This is a genomic window from Salinicola sp. LHM (assembly GCF_034479735.1).
Lineage (GTDB): Bacteria > Pseudomonadota > Gammaproteobacteria > Pseudomonadales > Halomonadaceae > Salinicola > Salinicola salarius.
On the sequence record NZ_CP140261.1, the window covers coordinates 1702438 to 1720636 of the forward strand.

Below are 18199 nucleotides of genomic sequence, written 5' to 3' on the forward strand. Positions count from 1 at the left end.
TAGGGGATGCAATAGGGTTGGACTCGGCTGCGGTGCGGACGGATAGCGTCAGTCGAACTCGCGTGACGGAGACCGGGAGGAAGTCTTGCAAGACGCCAAGCCAATTTTCAAGATTCTGGCGCTGCTGTTGATCGTGCTGTCGCTGTTCATGGTGCCACCGGTGGTGCTGCTGGGGCTCGAGAGCGATCCGGACCTGTGGGCGTTTCTCGAGTCGATGGCGCTCGCGCTGGTGGTGTCGCTATCGCTGCTGATGTGGACCTGGCGCACGCCGGTGGAGCTGAAGACGCGTCACATGTTCATCCTGACCACGTCGAGCTGGGCGGTGATCAGCGCCTTCGCCAGCCTGCCGCTGGTGCTGGGAGCGCCGCAGCTGTCGTTCACCGATGCGGTGTTCGAGTCGGTGTCGGCGATCACCACGACGGGTTCCACCGTGCTCGTCGGCATCGAGAATCTGTCCGACGGGCTCAAGCTGTGGCGCGGGCTGATGCAGTGGCTGGGCGGTATCGGCATCATCGTGATGGCGATCGCGATCCTGCCGTTTCTGAAGGTCGGCGGCATGCGGCTGTTCCAGACCGAGTCTTCGGACTGGTCGGACAAGGTGCTGCCTCGGGCTGGGGGTATCGCCAAGGCCTCGACGTTCATCTATCTCGGCTTCACGCTGGCAGCGATCCTGAGCTACCGGCTGGCGGGCATGGGCACGCTGGATGCCATCGTCCATGCGATGAGTTCGGTCTCCACTGGCGGCTTTGCCAACTATGACGCCTCGTTCGGTATCTATCGTGACCAGCCGCTGATCCTGTGGCTGGGCTGTGCGTTCATGCTGGCCGGAGCATTGCCGTTCGTGCTCTACATCCGGCTGCTGCGCGATAGTCGTGGCGCGCTGTGGCAGGACCAGCAGGTGCGAGGGCTGGTCGGGTTGCTGGTCGTCGTGATCGTGGCGCTGACGACCTATCGGGTCCTGGCGTTTTCCGAAGCGCCCTTCGAGGCGCTGACGGCAGTCGCTTTCAATGTGATTTCGGTGGTGACCACCACCGGCTACGCCAGCGAGGACTATTCGCTATGGGGGCCGCTGGCGGTCACCACGTTCTTCTTCATCACTTTCATTGGCGGTTGTAGCGGTTCGACCAGCGGTGGCATGAAGATCTTCCGCTTCCAGATCGGCGGCCTGCTGCTGGTCAATCAGCTGCGCTATCTGGTCCATCCGAGCGGCGTGTTCGCCCAGCGCTACAACGGCCGACGGCTCAACGACGAGGTGGTGCGCGCGGTCATCGCCTTTTCGTTCTTCTTCTTTCTCACCGTAGCGGTGCTTTCCCTGGCACTGGCGGCGCTGGGGCTGGACATGGTCACGGCGATCACCGGCGCGGCCACGGCGCTTAACAACGTCGGCCCGGGATTGGGCAATACCATTGGCCCGGCCGGCAATTTCGCCAGCCTGCCGGCTGCCGCCAAATGGTTGCTTTGCCTGGGCATGCTGATGGGGCGTCTGGAAATCCTCACCGTGCTGGTGCTGCTGATGCCGTTCTTCTGGCGCAAGTAGGCAGGAGAGCGTCGAGTATCAACGCAGCGTGAGTTCACCGGGCTTCATCGCGGCGCTGGCTTTACGAATGGCGCTTGAGCCGGGGTAGCAGGTGGCGCTTCCAGGCGTGCTGGAGGCCTCTTATCCAGGCCGGTTTGCGACGCAGGCGAGCCTCCGCCGGCGTGAGGGCTTCACCGGTCAGGCGGACCTTGAGCTTGAGCCCGCTGGCGAGATCGCTGCGTCGCAGAGGGCGGAGCAGAAAGCGCAGCAGTCGCCCGCCGGGCAGATAGATCGCCGAGGCAAAATCGATCAGCACCACGCGACCCCGGCTCACGATGATGTTGGAACCTCGTATGTCGTTATGCACGATCGAGCTGCGGTGCAGGGAGGTCAGCACGGTCATCAACTGGGCGAAGTAGATCGGGCTCGTGGGATCTGCCGCTTCGCTCAGCATCTCGCCGGGCACGTACTCCAGCAATAACGCGAGCTTGCCGACCTGACCGACCACCTTGGGCGCATGAGGCCAGTGGTGCAGGCGTTCCAGAATGCGTGCCTCGTGGCCCAGCAGCAGGCGTGCGGGAACTGCCAGCCAGCTGCCGGCGTAGCGGCCGTAGTCCTTGCAGATCACGGGCTGGCCCGCATGGGTCTTGAGGACGACATCGGCCTTGAGCAGACCTTCGCCACGTTGCAGTGTCCTTGGCGTGATCAGCGGTGGCGTCAGGATCGTTGGAAATGGGTCTGCTGACGGTGTTGGCGTTTCCGGTGCTGGATATGGCGTTTGGGTGCCTGAGAGAACGGCATCGGCATCGAGCGTTCTGGCCTCGGCCGGGGAAGTGGTGGCGGAATCGAGAGGAGAATTCATGGCTGGAAACGATAAAGATACTAATTAGCTGACTAAGTTTAAGCTCATTTTAAGAAACTTGCTGCGATCACGCCAGTACGGGATCGACGGACAGCGATAAAGTCAGGGTAGGGAAGCTATTTTTGGCCGAGTCGGGTTCGGCTCGGTTTGGTTTGGTTCGGTTCGATTTGGTTCGATTCGATTCGATTCGATAGAAAAGGAAGGCTGGGTAGCGGGTGCGGAGAAGGGGCGAGGCATCAGGAAAACCGCCATTGCAAGGAGCGATGGCGGTTGGGTCAACGGTATGCGGGGATCAGGACTGGGCTTCCCGACCGTGGGCTCGGCCGGCGCGGTTCAGAATGGGATTGGCGTACTGCATCAGCCACCAGTGACGGAGTTCGTCCGGCACCTGGGATAGCTGCGCCTGGAACCGCTCGCGATCGCCCGCTGTCACGCCGGAAAGGTCGACCAGATCCGGTGCCAGGCCGGTTTCGGCCAGCGCGAGCCGATGGCTGGGGAAGATCGGGTAGTTTTCCAGCACCTGGCGGTCGATCTCTGCGGCAACGTCATCGGCGTTGTCGAAATCCGCCGAGAGCGGCGTGCCGAATACCAGCTTGACGCGCCCCTTGTCGCCCGTAATCCCGGCGACGATGGAGAGGATATCCTCGAACTCCACCTTCTTGTAGGCGCCGTCGGTCTCCTTGGCATGCAGCTCGCGGGCCTTGTTGATGGCGCAGGGGTCGTACTCGTAGCTGATCGAGACCGGCACGATCTTGAGCTCGCGCACGGCGGCGCCGATATCGCTGTCGCCCTCTTCCAGACGCCGTGCCATGGACAGCATCTTGACGATGGCGCTGTCGGTGCGGTCGACGCCATCCTTGGCCCGGCCTTCCCGCTGGGCCAGCCAGACCGAGTGATTGTCGTCGGTGATCGAGTGACGGATATAACCGGAGAGCGACTGATACGCTGCCAGCATCGCCCTTTTGCCCTTGACCGAGCGCGGCACGATGAAGCTCTTGTTGAGCCGCATCAGGTCGGTCACGAACGGCTTCTGCAGCAGGTTGTCGCCAATGGCGATACGAACGGTGTCATGCCCTGCCGTATAGAGCGCGTAGTTGACGAAGGCCGGGTCGAGGGCGATATCGCGGTGGTTGCCGATGAACAGATAGGCCTGGTCCGGTGACAGCCGATCCAGACCTTCGACTTCGAACCCTCGGGTGGTGCTGCCGATCATGTGCGCCATGTAGTCGGCAATGCGCAACTGGAAGTCGCGTACCGTCGAGACGTTGCGGACCTCGCGCTGGATCCGGAAGCTGGCCAGCTTGCGTGCCAGCGGCGGGGCGAAGCGCGACAGCCGCGGCAGGCGGTAGCGGGTGATCGCATCCAGCAGTTCGCTGTCATGTGCCAGCCGGGCCAGTACCGCCGCTACCTCTTCATCGTGATAGGGGCGAATGTCGGCAAAGCGATCGAGATCGATCGCCGCTTCGGCGCTGTGCGGATTGCCATGCGAATTGCCGGTCGCGGTGCCCTGGGAGGGGGCTGCGCCTTTGTCGATATCGAAACGGAGCGTCATGGTGTCGGGGCTGCCGGGTCGGCTTCGCCACCCAGCCATTCGATCAGTTGGGTGACGAAGGTGGCCAAGGTCTGGGACATCAGGGCGAAATCGGTCTCGAGGCTGACGATCGGGTCGTCGCCGTCGTCGCTCTGGCTGGCTTCGTCCAGCAGGGCGTCGTCGAACTGCAGCGACTTGAGCGCCAGGTCGTCATGCAGCATCACGCGGAGCTGACCTTCGCTGCCCAGGCTGAGCTGGCTCGCCTGGCGCCCGTTTTCGAGCAGCGACTGGATCTCTTCGCTGTCGAGGTCGACCTGGCGCGCGCGCAGCACGCCGTCGTCCTCGGCGGCACGCAGCTCGACCTGATCGCCGAGCAGCAGGCTGGCGGGGCGGCTGGCGGGGTCGCTCAACCACTGGGTCATGCCGCGAGAGGGCGGCGTTTTCGTCGCCAGCGGTGTCACCTTCAACGAGCCGAGCGTCTGACGCAGCAGATCCAGGACCTCTTCGGCACGCTTGCGGCTGGAGGCGTTGATGCCGATCAGCTGCTTGCGGGTGTCCCACCACAGTTCGACGCGCTGCGTCCGGGTGAAGGCCTGCGGCAGCAGTTCCTCCATCACCTGCTCCTTGAGCAGTTGGCGCTCCCGGCGCGAGAGTGGCTGCCCTTCGGCCTGCTCGCGTGCCTCGCTACGCTCGTTGACTTCGTCATTGACGACCGCGGCCGGCAGCAGACGCTCCTGGCGCAGCATCGACAGCAGTCGATGCCCCTGAACTTCGTGTACGCGTTGTTCACTGCGGCGGCCGGCCGGTGCGCTCCAGCCAACCCGGCGTGCTTCACGCGGGGAGACGGGGCGAAACGCAAATTCTGCCAGCGCGGTTTCCAGATCCTCGACGGAGAGAACCTCGGTGTCATGGCAGCGATACAGATGACAATGCTTGAACCACATGCGCCCGATCCGTTTGAAAGGAGGCATATTATGGCGAAACGGCCCAGGTGTTACCACCAAGGTTGCGCGTCGATATTTGCGCGTCTGTTTCAAACGGGCGTATGTTTTCGAGCTACGAGCTACGAGCTACGAGCTACGAGCTACGAGCTACGAGCTACGAGCTACGAGCTACGAGCTACGAGCTACGAGCTACGAGCTACGAGCTACGAGCTACGACGAGACTTTGCACCAACAGGAGAGATTCCATGGATTCACGCACTACCGTGACTGCCGTGCGCGTTCGCGGCTTTCATCTCGATGGCTACGGCCACGTCAATCACGCCCGCTATCTGGAGTTTCTGGAAGAAGGGCGCTGGGCCTATGTCGACGCGCACCCGGAGTTTGCCGAAGGCTTGGCAAGAGGCGTGGCGCTGGTCGCGGTCAATCTCAATATCGATTACCGGCGCGCGGCCGTCATGAACGACGACCTCGAGGTCGAGACCTGCCTGACCCGGCTTGGCGGGCGCAGCGGGGTGGTCGGTCATCGCATTACCCATGTCGGCAGCGGTGAGCTGGTCGCATCGGCTAAGCTGACCTTCGTGTTGCTGGACCAGCAAAGCGGTCAGGTGATCCCGATGGAAGGGGAATGGGCGGAGCGATTGGGACCCTTGGTCGTCGATGTGGCTGAAACGAAGTAGAAAACCGGGTCAAAGCGCGTCAACGCCTGCCTTTGAAGTCCCTGAAATGGTATGATCCCGTGATTGTGTGGCTGAGCCACTTGGCCGCCTAGCCAGGGCTTTATTAACGCTGCCACGGCCGGACTCCGGGCGTGGCAGCGGTGCAAAGGATTTGACGACCCATGGGTGATATCGCCAGAGAGATTCTGCCAGTCAACATCGAGGACGAACTCAAGCAGTCCTATCTGGACTATGCGATGAGCGTCATCATCGGGCGCGCGCTACCCGATGTCCGCGATGGCTTGAAGCCGGTCCACCGTCGCGTGCTCTACGCGATGCACGAACTCGGCAATGACTGGAACAAGCCATACAAGAAGTCGGCGCGCGTGGTCGGCGATGTCATCGGTAAATATCATCCCCACGGCGACAGCGCGGTCTACGACACCATCGTGCGCATGGCGCAGCACTTCTCGATGCGCCATGTATTGATCGATGGTCAGGGCAACTTCGGGTCCATCGACGGCGATAACGCGGCGGCAATGCGTTACACCGAAGTTCGCATGGCACGCCTGTCGCATGAACTGCTCGCCGATCTCGAGAAGGATACCGTCGACTGGGTCGACAACTACGACGGCACCGAGCGAATCCCCGAAGTGCTGCCGACCAAGGTGCCGAACCTGCTGATCAACGGTGCCTCCGGTATCGCCGTGGGCATGGCGACCAACATTCCGCCGCACAACATGGTGGAGGTGATCAACGGTTGCCTGGCGCTGATCGAGGATTACACGCTGACGGTCGATGACCTGATGGAGTACATCCCCGGGCCCGACTTCCCCACTGCCGGCATCATCAACGGTCGCGCCGGCATTCTCGAAGCCTACCGTACCGGCCGCGGGCGCATCTACGTGCGCGCCAAGCATACCGTCGAGTTCGACAAGAAGAGCGGTCGTGACCACATCGTCATCACCGAGCTTCCCTACCAGGTCAACAAGGCGCGGCTGATCGAGAAGATCGCCGAGCTGGTCAAGGAGAAGCGGATCGAGGGTATCGCCGAGCTGCGCGACGAGTCCGACAAGGAAGGGCTGCGCGTGGTGATCGAGATCAAGCGTGGCGAATCCGGCGATGTCGTCGTCAACAACCTGTTCGCGCACACGCAGCTCGAGAACGTGTTCGGGATCAATATCGTCGCCCTCGACGACGGCCAGCCCAAGACACTGAACCTCAAGCAACTGCTCGAGGCCTTTGTCCGGCACCGGCGCGAAGTCGTTACTCGCCGCACGCTGTTCGAACTCCGCAAGGCTCGTGAGCGCGGGCATCTGCTCGAAGGCCTGACGGTCGCGATCTCCAATATCGACGAGGTGATCGAACTGATCAAGGCCTCGCCGAACGCCGCCGAAGCGAAGGAAAAACTGCTTGCCCGCGACTGGCAGCCGGGGCAGGTCACCGGCATGCTCGAGCGCGCCGGCGCGACTTCCTGCAAGCCGGAAGATCTCGAAGAGGGCTATGGCCTGAGTGACGACAGTGCCATGTATCGGCTCTCTCCGGCACAGGCCCAGGCGATCCTCGAACTGCGTCTGCATCGCCTCACCGGTCTGGAAACGGAGAAGCTGCTCGACGAGTACCTGAGCATTCTCGAGCGCATCGCTGAACTCAATCACATCCTGGCGTCGCCGGATCGCCTGCTCGAGGTGATCCGCGAGGAGCTGGAGGCGATCCGCGACCAGTACGGTGACGCGCGCCGGACCGAGATTCAGACCAGCCGTCTCGACCTGTCCATGGAAGATCTGATCGCCGAGGAAGACATGGTGGTCACGCTGTCCCGCGGCGGTTATGCCAAGACGCAGCCGATCTCCGATTATCAGGCACAGAAGCGCGGCGGACGCGGCAAGTCGGCCACCAGCATGAAGGACGAAGACGTCATCGAGCATCTGGTGGTGGCCTCGACGCACGACACCATGCTGCTGTTCTCCAGTCGCGGCAAGGTGTACTGGCTCAAGACCTACGAAATGCCCAATGCCAGCCGCGGATCGCGTGGCAAGCCGCTGGTCAACCTGCTGCCGCTGGATGCCGGCGAGTCGATCAGCGCGATCCTGCCGGTGCGTGAATACAATCCGGACAGCTATATCTTCTTTGCCACCGCCAGCGGCACGGTCAAGCGCACGTCGCTGGACCAGTTCTCGCGGCCGCGCAGTGTGGGTCTGATTGCCATCGATATCGATGAAGGCGATCGCCTGATTGGCGCCGCCATCACTTCCGGCTCGGATCACGTCATGCTGTTGTCGTCCAACGGCAAGGCGATCCGCTTCGAGGAAGGTAACGTCCGCGCGATGGGCCGAACGGCCCGCGGCGTGCGCGGCATGCGTCTGCTGGATGGTGCCGAGGTGATCAGTCTGATCATTCCGCAGAGTCAGACCATCGATGCGGATGCCGACGCCGACAGCGAGGCCGATGCCGGGAATGATGGCGCCAGCAAAGGCGGCGACGAGCAGATCTATATTCTGACGGCGTCGGAAAATGGCTACGGCAAGCGCACCCGACTCGAGGAGTTCCCGATTCGCGGGCGTGGCGGCCAGGGCGTGATCGCGATGCAGACCACCGCGCGCAATGGCTCGCTGGTCGCGGCGATGCAGGTTCGCAGTAGCGATGAAATGATGCTGATCACCGATCGTGGCACGCTGGTGCGTACTCGCGTGGCCGAAGTCTCGGTCAGTTCGCGTAACACCCAGGGCGTCACCCTGATTCGCACCGGCGACGACGAGCGTCTGGTCAAGACGGTTCGTGTGGACGAGCCGAGCGAGGAAGAGATGGCGGAAGGCGGGGCCGCTGTCGATCTGGCGGAAGAGACGCCGCCCGTCGACACTGGCGAGGATGATGCCGAGTCCGGCGAAGGACGCGAGTAGGCAGTGGCGCCCCGGCAACAGCCGGGGCGTGTTTGTGAGCCGTGGCTCTTGTAAGTGGCTTTTAGGCTTTGAATCGGGAAACCTTGACGATGACACGTCTGCATAATTTCTGTGCTGGCCCGGCGGCGATGCCGACCGCCGTTCTGGAACGCGCTCGCGAAGAGTTGCTCGACTACCGGGGCCAGGGGCTGTCGGTGATGGAAATGAGCCATCGCAGCCCGACGTTCGAAGCAATCGCCGCTCAGGCCGAGCAGGACCTGCGCGATCTGCTGGCGATTCCTGACAACTACCGCGTGCTGTTCATGCAGGGCGGCGCCACCATGCAGTTCGCCTGCGTGCCGCTCAATCTGCTGGGGCAGGGCGGTACGCCCAACTATCTGGATACCGGCATCTGGTCGACCAAGGCGATCAAGGAAGCGGATCATCTCGCCGCCTCCCATATCGCCGGGTCGACACGCGGCAACGGCTATGTGCATGTGCCGCGCCCCGACGAGATTGCGCTCTCGAACGATGCCGCCTATCTGCACTACTGCCATAACGAGACCATCGGCGGACTGGCGTACGATTACACGCCGGAAGTCTCCGTACCGCTGGTGTGCGACATGTCGTCGTCGATCCTGTCGGCGCCGCTGGACGTGAGTCGCTATGGCGTCATCTATGCCGGGGCGCAGAAGAACATCGGCCCTGCCGGTATCACCGTGGTCATCGTTCGCGACGACCTGCTCGAGCGCGCTCTGCCGCAGACGCCGTCGCTGCTGGGGTGGAAGGTTTACGCCGACAACGACTCGATGATCAATACGCCGCCCACCTACGCCTGGTATCTGGCCGGCCTGGTATTTCAGTGGCTCAAGCAGGATATCGGTGGCCTGGCCGAGATGGAGGCGATCAACCGTCGCAAATGCGAGGCGCTCTATTCGACGATCGATGACAGCGACTTCTATGCCAACCCGATCGACCCGACCAACCGCTCGATCATGAACGTGCCGTTCACGCTGGCGGACGAGTCGCTGAATTCGGTCTTTCTCAGCGAGGCCGAGTCGGAAGGGTTGCTGAACCTCAAGGGGCACCGCAGCGTCGGCGGCATGCGTGCGAGCCTCTACAATGCGGTCAGCGAAGCCGACGTGCAGGCGCTGACCACGTTCATGCGGGATTTCGAGCGCCGCCGCGGTTAAGCGGGGCGTCACCCACCTCCTTCAGGATATGGTCATGAGTGACTCCTCGAATTCGCCGCTGGACCTTGCAGCCCTGCGGCAACGTATCGACACCATCGACAGCGAACTGCTGCGGCTGATCAGCGAGCGCGCCGATTGCGCCCAGCAGGTCGCCCACGTCAAGACGGCGGATGATCCGAACGCCGTGTTCTATCGCCCGGAACGCGAGGCCCAGGTTCTGCGCCGGGTGATGGAAAACAACCCCGGGCCGCTGCACAGCGAGGAAATGGCGCGCCTGTTCCGCGAGATCATGTCGGCCTGTCTGGCGCTGGAAAAGCCGATCAAGGTGGCTTATCTCGGCCCGGAGGGGACCTTTACCCAGCAGGCAGCGCTCAAGCATTTCGGGCACAGTGCGATCAGCCTGCCGATGGCCGCGATCGACGAAGTGTTCCGCGAGGTCGAGGCGGGCGCGGTCAACTACGGCGTGGTGCCGGTGGAGAACTCCACCGAGGGCGTGGTCAACAACACGCTGGATTCGTTCATGGACTCCGGCCTGCATATCAGCGGCGAGGTGGTGCTGCGTATCCATCATCACCTGCTGATGTCGAGCGTCACGCGCCAGGACAAGATCTCCCGGATCTACTCGCATCCGCAATCCTTCGCCCAGTGCCGCAAGTGGCTGGACGCGCACTATCCGCACGCCGAGCGTGTGGCGGTATCCTCCAACGCGGAGGCCGCGCGGCTGGTCAAGACCGAATGGCACAGCGCCGCCATCGCGAGCGATATGGCCGCCCAGCTCTACGGGCTCGACCACGTCGCCGAGAAGATCGAGGATCGGCCGGACAACTCCACGCGGTTTTTGATCATCGGCAATGAGTCGGTCCCGCCGTCCGGCACCGACAAGACTTCCATCGTGGTCGCCATGCGCAACGAGCCGGGCGCGCTGCACGATCTGCTCGAGCCGTTCCATCGCCACCGTGTCGACATGACGCGGCTGGAAACGCGTCCGTCCCGTACCGGGGCCTGGAACTACGTGTTCTTCATCGACTTCAAGGGACATGTCGACCAGCCCGAGATCGCCCGTGTGCTGGATGAAGTGCGCAACTGTGCCCAGGACATGAAAGTGCTGGGCTCCTACCCGGTAGGTGTGCTGTAAGGTGCGGGCCGGAGATACGCCAGCAGGAGAAGCGACGCTGCTGATCGTGGGGCTGGGCATGATCGGCGGTTCGCTGGCCGCGGCGCTCAAGGCCAACGGCTATGCCGGGCGCATCCTGGCTTGTGACCGGGATCGGGACGAGATCGCGACCGGACTCGAGCTGGGCGTGATCGACGAGGGCGGTGGCGAACTGGCGCCGCTGGTCGCTCGGAGCGACATCATCGTGCTGGCGGTGCCGGTGCTGGCCATGAAACAGGTCTTCGCGCAGCTGTCGCCGTTGATCGACGAGCAGATCCTGACCGATGTCGGCAGTACCAAGCGTCGCGTCTGCGATGCCGCACGGGAAGCCTTCGGCCATCTGCCGACCAATTTCGTTCCTGGCCATCCCATCGCCGGCTCCGAGAAAAGTGGCGTGGCTGCGGCCAATCCGGCGCTCTATCGTCATCACAAGGTCATCCTGACCCCGGAGGCTGACACGGCACCGGCCGCTGTCGCTGCGGTGCGTGCGCTATGGCAACGCTGCGGAGCCGACGTGCTGGAAATGCCGGTGGATCGCCACGATCAGGTTCTGGCGAGGACCAGCCACCTGCCGCACCTGCTGGCGTTTTCGCTGGTCGATACGCTGGCACGGCAGGACGAACGTCTGGAGATCTTTCGCTATGCCGCCGGCGGGTTTCGCGACTTTACCCGAATCGCCGGCAGTGACCCGGTCATGTGGCGCGATATCTTCACTGCCAATCGCGGCGCGTTGCTGGCGGCGCTGGATGATTTCGAAGCCGGTCTCGCCCGGCTGCGAACGGCGATAGAGCAGGGCGACAGCGACGCCATGCTGGGTACGTTCGACCGTGCCAGTCACGCCAGACACTATTTTGAAACGCTGTTGAATCAGACGAGTTATCAGACCATGGAAGCACGACAGGTTCAGTACCGGGTGTCGCCCGGCGGTTCGGTCAGTGGCCGGATTCGCGTTCCCGGCGACAAGTCTATCTCTCACCGCTCGATCATGCTCGGCGCACTGGCCAGTGGTGTCACCGAGGTCAAGGGCTTTCTCGAGGGCGAGGATAGCCTGGCAACGCTGCAAGCCTTCCGTGACATGGGGGTCGCCATCGAGGGCCCGCACCAGGGCAGAGTGACGATCCATGGCGTGGGCCTGCACGGACTGAAAAAGCCGGCGGGGCCGATCTACGTGGGCAATTCGGGCACTGCCATGCGTCTGTTTGCCGGTCTGCTGGCGGGCCAGACCTTCGATACCGAGCTGACCGGCGATGCCTCGTTGACCAAGCGGCCGATGGCGCGGGTGGCCGATCCGCTGCGCTTGATGGGCGCGAAGATCGATACCGCCGAAGGTGGCCGCCCGCCGTTGAAGATCCATGGCGGTCAGCCATTGAAAGGCATTCACTACGACATGCCGATGGCCAGCGCCCAGGTCAAATCCTGCCTGCTGCTGGCGGGTCTCTATGCCGAAGGTGAAACGCGCGTGCGCGAGCCGGCGCCGACGCGTGACCATACCGAACGCATGCTCAACGGCTTCGGCTACAAGGTCGTCCGCGACGGCGATCTGGCGACGCTGCAGGGTGGAGGCGAACTGACCAGTGCGCCCATCGATGTGCCGTCGGACATCTCTTCCGCCACTTTCTTCCTGGTGGCGGCGGCCATCACGCCAGGGTCGGATCTCGTGCTCGAGCATGTCGGGGTCAATCCGACGCGTATCGGCGTCATCAACATTCTCAAGGCGATGGGTGCCGATCTGCGGCTGGAGAATCCGCGCGAGGTCGGTGGCGAGCCGGTCGCCGACCTGCATATCCGCTATGCACCGCTGAAGGGTATCGATATTCCCGTCGATCAGGTGCCGCTGGCGATCGACGAATTTCCGGCGCTGTTCGTCGCCGCAGCCAATGCCGAGGGCACGACGCGGCTGCGCGGCGCCGAAGAGCTTCGCGTCAAGGAGTCCGACCGGATCCAGGCGATGGCCGATGGACTTACCATTCTCGGCGTCGAGACGACGGTCTACGAAGACGGCATCGATGTCGTCGGCCGGGCTGGCGATGGTGCCAGCTACGGTGGCGGACAGGTGGATAGCCTGGGCGATCACCGTATTGCCATGGCTTTCACCGTCGCCGCCTTGCGCGCCAGCGAGCCGGTAGTGATCGACGACTGTGCCAACGTAGCGACATCCTTCCCGGGTTTCGTCGCGCTGGCCAACAAGGTGGGGCTGGAACTGACGGAGGCATCGACATGACCCATCTGGCACCGGTTCTGACCATCGACGGTCCGGGGGGTGCCGGGAAGGGCACGATCAGCCGGATGATCGCCGAGCACATGGGATGGCATCTACTGGACAGCGGGGCGCTCTATCGTTTGACGGCGCTGTCGGCATTGCGCCATGGGATCGCTGTCGATGATGCGCAGGCGCTCTCCGAGCAGGCCCAGAATCTCGATGTAGTGTTCGCGGTCGAGAATGGCGCGATGCAGATCCTGCTGGAAGGCGACGACGTGACCACGGCGATTCGCAGCGAGGGAGTCGGCAACGCCGCTTCCCAGGTCGCGGCGCTACCACCGGTGCGTGATGCGTTGCTGCAGCGTCAGCGCGATTTTCATCAGGCACCGGGCCTGGTGGCCGATGGCCGCGATATGGGGACGGTGGTCTTTCCCGATGCGCCGCTCAAGATCTATCTCACTGCCTCCGCCGAAGAGCGTGCCAGGCGGCGCCTGCTGCAATTGCAGCAGGCGGGTGAAGATGCTAGACTCTCGACCCTTTTGGAAGAAATCAAAGCGCGCGATGCGCGTGATATGCAGCGCGCCGTGGCCCCGCTCAAGCCCGCCGCAGATGCGGTAGAGCTGGACACGACGCAGCTGGATATACCGGAAGTCGTGGAGCGTATCGAGACGCTGCTCGCCGAACGAAACCTGGTCTAGCGCCTTTCCTGGTCTGACTGCCGGTTCGTGGCAAAAGCCGACGACGCACTTCCGCTACCGGGGACCCTGGCAAGATGTCATGACGTGCAATGATCCGACTGACAAGTCGTTGCAGGTCGAACCAGCGCCAACATCCCCAGGGATATGTCGATAAGGCCCGTGCTCGCTGGTGGTACGGAGGAAGACGGTATGACCGTCATCAACGTTGATCACGTAGGAATCACATGAGCGAAAGCTTTGCTGAGTTGTTTGAACAGTCTCTCCAGGACATCAACATGGAACCCGGTGCCATCGTCATGGCAACCGTGGTTGACATCGAAGGCGACTGGATCACCGTCAACGCCGGGTTGAAGTCCGAAGGACAGATCCCCGTCGCGCAGTTCCGCGACGACAATGGCGAGATGACCATCGCGATCGGTGATGAAGTCAAGGTCGCGCTGGAAGCCGTGGAAGATGGCTTCGGCGAGACCCGCCTGTCACGCGAGAAGGCCAAGCGTGCCGAAGCGTGGAAGGAACTGGAAGCGGCCTTCGAGAAGGACGAGATCGTCAAGGGCGTGATCAACGGTAAGGTCAAAGGCGGTTTCACCGTCGATGTCGCCTCCATCCGTGCCTTCCTGCCGGGCTCGCTGGTCGATGTGCGTCCGGTCCGCGATACCGCGCACCTGGAGCACAAAGAGCTGGACTTCAAGGTCATCAAGCTCGATCCGAAGCGCAACAACGTCGTCGTTTCCCGCCGTGCCGTTCTCGAAGCCGAGAACAGTGCCGAGCGTGAAGCGCTGCTCGCCACCCTGCAGGAAGGCCAGCAGATCAACGGTATCGTCAAGAACCTGACCGACTACGGCGCGTTCGTGGATCTCGGTGGCGTTGACGGCCTGTTGCACATCACCGACATGGCCTGGAAGCGTATCAAGCATCCGAGCGAAATCGTGGCCGTTGGCGACGAGATCAATGTCAAGGTGCTGAAGTTCGACCGCGAGCGCAACCGCGTATCGCTGGGTCTGAAGCAGCTGGGCGAAGATCCGTGGGTCAATATCGTCGACCGCTATCCGGAAGGCATGAAAGTCAACGCCCGCGTCACCAATCTGACCGACTACGGCTGCTTTGCCGAGCTGGAAGAGGGTGTCGAAGGTCTGGTTCACGTTTCCGAAATGGACTGGACCAACAAGAACATCCATCCGTCCAAGGTGGTTCAGGTCGGTGACGAAGTCGAAGTCATGGTTCTGGACATCGACGAAGAGCGTCGCCGTATTTCCCTGGGTATCAAGCAGTGCACCACCAACCCGTGGGAAGACTTCAGCGCTCGTTACAACAAGGGCGACCGCGTTGCCGGTACCATCAAGTCGATCACCGACTTCGGTATCTTCATCGGTCTGGAAGGCGGCATCGACGGCCTGGTTCACCTCTCCGACATCTCCTGGAGCGAGACCGGCGAAGAAGCCGTTCGCCAGTTCAAGAAGGGCGACGAAGCGGAAGCAGTCATCCTCTCGATCGATCCGGAGCGCGAGCGCATCTCGCTGGGCATCAAGCAGCTCGAGTCCGATCCGGTCTCCGAGTTCTTGGCCGTCAACGACAAGGGCTCCATCGTCACGGGCCGTATCGTCGAAGTCGACGCCAAGGAAGCTCATGTCGAGCTGGCGACTGACGTCGTGGCCGTGCTCAAGGCTTCCGAGATCAGCGCTGACCGCGTCGAAGACGCTCGCAACGTGCTGAACGAAGGCGACAGCGTCGAAGCCAAGATCGTCAATGTCGATCGCAAGAGCCGCGTCATCAACCTGTCCATCAAGGCGAAGGATCAGGTCGAGCCGCGTCGCAGCACTGGCGGCAAGCGGGATCAGGAAGCCGAGCCGAACGGCCCGACTACCATCGGTGATCTGATCAAGCAGCAGATGGGTCAGGATTGATTCTCCGAATCCGTTCTCTCCCATGAAAAACAGCGCCTCCGGGCGCTGTTTTTTTATGGGCGCTTTTTGTGCGCGAGCCGAGGACCTTTGTCGCCGGGCTTCATTCGGATGGGTTGCGGCTCTCCAGGGCATTGAGTACCCCGCGGAGAATCGATAGCTCCTTGCGGCTGGGTTCGGCGCGAGCGAACAGGGCGCGTAGATGCGCTTCGGTCTTGGCGTGAGGCTGCGTCAGAAATCCGGCGCTATCCAGGGCGCGATGAAGGTGATCGTAGAAGTATTCCAGCTGTTCCACCGTCGGGTAGGGGCCATTGGCTCTGGGGGGTTGCTGGGCTGCTTCCTCGGTTCGAGACTGTCGGAACGTTTCGTAGGCGACGATCTGCACAGCCTGGGAGAGATTGAGCACGCCATAGTCCGGGTTGGCAGGAATGTTCAACTGGTGGGTGCAGTGGCTGATTTCCTCGTTGGTCAGTCCGTAGCGCTCCCGGCCGAAAACGATGGCAACCGGCCCTTCCGGCAGTCGCTGCCAGAGTTCGGCGGCCATTCGATCCGGGGCGTGATAGCAAGGCAGTGGCAGGCTGCGTAGGCGGGCGCTGGCGCCGATTACCTGAACGCAATCGCCGATGGCCTCGGAGAGAGAATCGACGACACGACAGTCGTCGAGGAGGTCGGTGGCGCCAGCAGCGAGGCGAGTGGCCTCCTCATCGGGAAACTGGCGTGGTGCGACCAGTACCAGATCGCTCAAACCCATGGTCTTCATGGCGCGCGCGCTGGCACCGATATTGCCAGGATGATAAGTCTGGACGAGAACGATGCGAATGCGATTCAGCATGCGCGAAAAACTCCTGCAGGCAAAAGAATAAGGCAAGGCGCGATGACCAAGGCGTAACGACATAACCCCGAACGCTTGACGCTTGGCTCGAAAACAAAAAAGCCCCGCCAATGGCGGGGCTTTCCATGATACCTGAACCTTTCGATAGTCTGAAAAATCAGGTGATGGCGGGGCGATGATTTACATCATACCGCCCATGCCACCCATACCGCCCATGTCCGGTGCGCCGCCTGCCGGTGCATCTTCCGGATCTTCGGCCACCATGGCTTCGGTGGTGATCATCAGGCCGGCAACGGAAGCTGCGGACTGCAGTGCGGTACGCGTGACCTTGGCCGGATCGAGAACGCCCATTTCGAACAGGTCGCCGTATTCGCCAGTCTGCGCGTTATAGCCGAAGTTGCCTTCGCCATCCTTGACGCGGTTGACGACGACAGAAGCTTCTTCGCCAGCGTTGGTCACGATCTGGCGCAGCGGCGCTTCCATGGCGCGCAGTGCAATGGCGATACCATGAGTCTGGTCTTCGTTGTCGCCGGTCAGGCCCTGGATCAGCGTCAGGACGCGAACCATGGCGGTACCGCCACCAGGCACGACACCTTCTTCGACAGCGGCGCGAGTCGAGTGCAGCGCGTCTTCGACGCGAGCCTTCTTCTCTTTCATCTCGAATTCGGTCGCCGCACCCACGCGGATGACCGCAACGCCGCCTGCCAGCTTGGCAACACGCTCTTGCAGCTTTTCGCGATCGTAATCGGAAGAGGTTTCTTCGATCTGGGCACGAATCTGGGCGACACGGGCTTCGATGTCGGACTCGACGCCAGCACCATCGATGATGGTGGTGTTTTCCTTGGACATGGTGATGCGCTTGGCGCTGCCCAGGTGGTCGAGGTTGGCCTGCTCGAGGCTCAGACCGACTTCTTCGGAAATCACGGTGCCACCGGTCAGGATGGCGATGTCCTGCAGCATGGCCTTGCGACGATCGCCGAAGCCGGGCGCCTTGGCCGCAGCGACCTTGACGATGCCGCGCATGTTGTTGACGACCAGTGTTGCCAGCGCTTCGCCTTCGATATCTTCAGCGATGATGGCCAGCGGCTTGCCTGCCTTCGCGACGGCTTCCAGAACCGGCAGCAGCTCGCGAATGTTGGAAACCTTCTTGTCGACCAGCAGCAGGTACGGATCTTCGAGCTCGACCGCCATCGTGTCCTGGTTGGTCACGAAGTAGGGAGACAGGTAGCCGCGATCGAACTGCATGCCTTCGACGACTTCCAGCTCGTCTTCGAAGCCGCGACCTTCGTCGACGGTGATGACGCCTTCCTTGCCGACTTTTTCCATTGCTTCCGCGATGATCTCGCCGATGCGAGCATCACCGTTGGCGGAGATCGTGCCGACCTGAGCGATAGCCTTGGAGTCGGTGCACGGTACGGAGAGCGACTGGATGTGCTTGACGGCCTCGACGACAGCCTTGTCGATGCCGCGCTTCAGATCCATCGGGTTCATGCCGGCAGCAACGCCCTTCAGGCCTTCGTTGACGATGGCCTGTGCCAGGACGGTTGCGGTGGTGGTGCCATCACCGGCAGCGTCGGAGGTCTTGGAAGCGACTTCCTTGACCATCTGTGCGCCCATGTTTTCGAACTTGTCCTTCAGTTCGATTTCCTTGGCGACAGAAACGCCGTCCTTGGTCACGGTCGGTGAGCCGAAGGATTTTTCCAGGACGACATTGCGGCCTTTCGGGCCCAGCGTGGCCTTGACGGCATCAGCGAGAACGTTGACGCCACGCGCCATGCGCTTGCGAGCATCATCAGAGAACTTGACTTGTTTAGCTGCCATTGTTCGATCTTCCTAA

Annotated in this window: 13 protein-coding genes; 8 read left to right on the plus strand and 5 right to left on the minus strand. The window is 62.3% G+C overall.

Translation table 11 applies throughout. The annotated features are described in order from the left end of the window. The first annotated feature begins 85 nt into the window (after positions 1-85). Positions 86-1537: a TrkH family potassium uptake protein gene (locus R5R73_RS07935; RefSeq protein WP_322529373.1), complete on the plus strand. Its 1452-nt coding sequence runs from the start codon at positions 86-88 to the stop codon at positions 1535-1537. 61 nt (positions 1538-1598) lie between these two features. Here the strand turns inward: R5R73_RS07935 and R5R73_RS07940 are convergent, their stop codons facing one another. The 3 genes from R5R73_RS07940 to R5R73_RS07950 form a co-directional block, all read right to left on the minus strand. Further along, positions 1599-2378, minus strand: a complete 780-nt coding sequence (locus R5R73_RS07940) for an RIO1 family regulatory kinase/ATPase (RefSeq protein ID WP_322529374.1) — start codon at positions 2376-2378, stop codon at positions 1599-1601. 292 nt (positions 2379-2670) lie between these two features. Next, positions 2671-3930 (minus strand): 1-acyl-sn-glycerol-3-phosphate acyltransferase, encoded by a 1260-nt coding sequence (locus R5R73_RS07945; RefSeq protein WP_322529375.1) that lies wholly within the window; start codon positions 3928-3930, stop codon positions 2671-2673. Beyond that, a complete protein-coding gene (locus R5R73_RS07950; protein ID WP_322529376.1) occupies positions 3927-4853 on the minus strand; it encodes a recombination-associated protein RdgC in 927 nt (308 codons plus the stop codon). Before R5R73_RS07950 ends, R5R73_RS07945 begins: the two co-directional genes overlap by 4 nt. 245 nt (positions 4854-5098) lie before the next feature. Between R5R73_RS07950 and R5R73_RS07955 the strand changes: the two genes are divergently transcribed. The 7 genes from R5R73_RS07955 (at position 5099) to rpsA (ending at position 15533) form a co-directional block, all read left to right on the plus strand. Next, the gene (locus R5R73_RS07955) at positions 5099-5530 is read left to right on the plus strand and encodes an acyl-CoA thioesterase (protein ID WP_087717894.1); all 432 of its coding nucleotides are present in this window, start codon (positions 5099-5101) and stop codon (positions 5528-5530) included. A 161-nt stretch (positions 5531-5691) separates the two neighbouring features. After that, complete coding sequence (gyrA, locus tag R5R73_RS07960) at positions 5692-8409, plus strand: DNA gyrase subunit A (RefSeq protein WP_322529377.1); 2718 nt, start codon at positions 5692-5694, stop codon at positions 8407-8409. 89 nt (positions 8410-8498) lie between these two features. Then, entirely contained in the window at positions 8499-9581 is a 1083-nt protein-coding gene (serC, locus tag R5R73_RS07965) for a 3-phosphoserine/phosphohydroxythreonine transaminase (RefSeq protein ID WP_071232850.1), read from the plus strand. A gap of 34 nt (positions 9582-9615) precedes the next feature. Further along, positions 9616-10716 carry a prephenate dehydratase gene (gene pheA / locus R5R73_RS07970; RefSeq protein ID WP_322529378.1) on the plus strand — a complete coding sequence of 367 codons (1101 nt, stop codon included), beginning with the start codon at positions 9616-9618 and terminating at the stop codon, positions 10714-10716. 58 nt (positions 10717-10774) lie between these two features. Further along, positions 10775-12955, plus strand: coding sequence for a bifunctional prephenate dehydrogenase/3-phosphoshikimate 1-carboxyvinyltransferase (locus tag R5R73_RS07975; RefSeq protein WP_416221233.1), 2181 nt, complete (start codon positions 10775-10777; stop codon positions 12953-12955). Next, positions 12952-13632: a (d)CMP kinase gene (cmk, locus tag R5R73_RS07980; protein ID WP_322529380.1), complete on the plus strand. Its 681-nt coding sequence runs from the start codon at positions 12952-12954 to the stop codon at positions 13630-13632. Before R5R73_RS07975 ends, cmk begins: the two co-directional genes overlap by 4 nt. 224 nt (positions 13633-13856) lie before the next feature. After that, the gene (gene rpsA / locus R5R73_RS07985; protein ID WP_071232846.1) at positions 13857-15533 is read left to right on the plus strand and encodes a 30S ribosomal protein S1; all 1677 of its coding nucleotides are present in this window, start codon (positions 13857-13859) and stop codon (positions 15531-15533) included. 100 nt (positions 15534-15633) lie between these two features. On the opposite strand, the gene R5R73_RS07990 is transcribed toward rpsA, so the two are convergent. Both R5R73_RS07990 and groL read right to left on the minus strand, forming a co-directional pair. Further along, positions 15634-16362: an RNA methyltransferase gene (locus tag R5R73_RS07990; RefSeq protein ID WP_322529381.1), complete on the minus strand. Its 729-nt coding sequence runs from the start codon at positions 16360-16362 to the stop codon at positions 15634-15636. Positions 16363-16542: 180 nt separating this feature from the next. Further along, on the minus strand, positions 16543-18183 hold the full coding sequence (gene groL / locus R5R73_RS07995) for a chaperonin GroEL (RefSeq protein ID WP_071232844.1): 1641 nt from the start codon (positions 18181-18183) through the stop codon (positions 16543-16545). Positions 18184-18199 lie beyond the last annotated feature (16 nt).

Bases quoted from the DNA above. Each gene is read 5' to 3' on its own strand.
- rpsA (WP_071232846.1), top strand. From the start codon at position 13,857: ATGAGCGAAAGCTTTGCTGAGTTGTTTGAACAGTCTCTCCAGGACATC.
- gyrA (WP_322529377.1), top strand. From the start codon at position 5,692: ATGGGTGATATCGCCAGAGAGATTCTGCCAGTCAACATCGAGGACGAA.
- cmk (WP_322529380.1), top strand. From the start codon at position 12,952: ATGACCCATCTGGCACCGGTTCTGACCATCGACGGTCCGGGGGGTGCC.
- pheA (WP_322529378.1), top strand. From the start codon at position 9,616: ATGAGTGACTCCTCGAATTCGCCGCTGGACCTTGCAGCCCTGCGGCAA.
- R5R73_RS07940 (WP_322529374.1), bottom strand. From the start codon at position 2,378: ATGAATTCTCCTCTCGATTCCGCCACCACTTCCCCGGCCGAGGCCAGA.
- groL (WP_071232844.1), bottom strand. From the start codon at position 18,183: ATGGCAGCTAAACAAGTCAAGTTCTCTGATGATGCTCGCAAGCGCATG.
- R5R73_RS07950 (WP_322529376.1), bottom strand. From the start codon at position 4,853: ATGTGGTTCAAGCATTGTCATCTGTATCGCTGCCATGACACCGAGGTT.
- R5R73_RS07990 (WP_322529381.1), bottom strand. From the start codon at position 16,362: ATGCTGAATCGCATTCGCATCGTTCTCGTCCAGACTTATCATCCTGGC.
- R5R73_RS07945 (WP_322529375.1), bottom strand. From the start codon at position 3,930: ATGACGCTCCGTTTCGATATCGACAAAGGCGCAGCCCCCTCCCAGGGC.
- R5R73_RS07975 (WP_416221233.1), top strand. From the start codon at position 10,775: ATGATCGGCGGTTCGCTGGCCGCGGCGCTCAAGGCCAACGGCTATGCC.
- R5R73_RS07955 (WP_087717894.1), top strand. From the start codon at position 5,099: ATGGATTCACGCACTACCGTGACTGCCGTGCGCGTTCGCGGCTTTCAT.
- serC (WP_071232850.1), top strand. From the start codon at position 8,499: ATGACACGTCTGCATAATTTCTGTGCTGGCCCGGCGGCGATGCCGACC.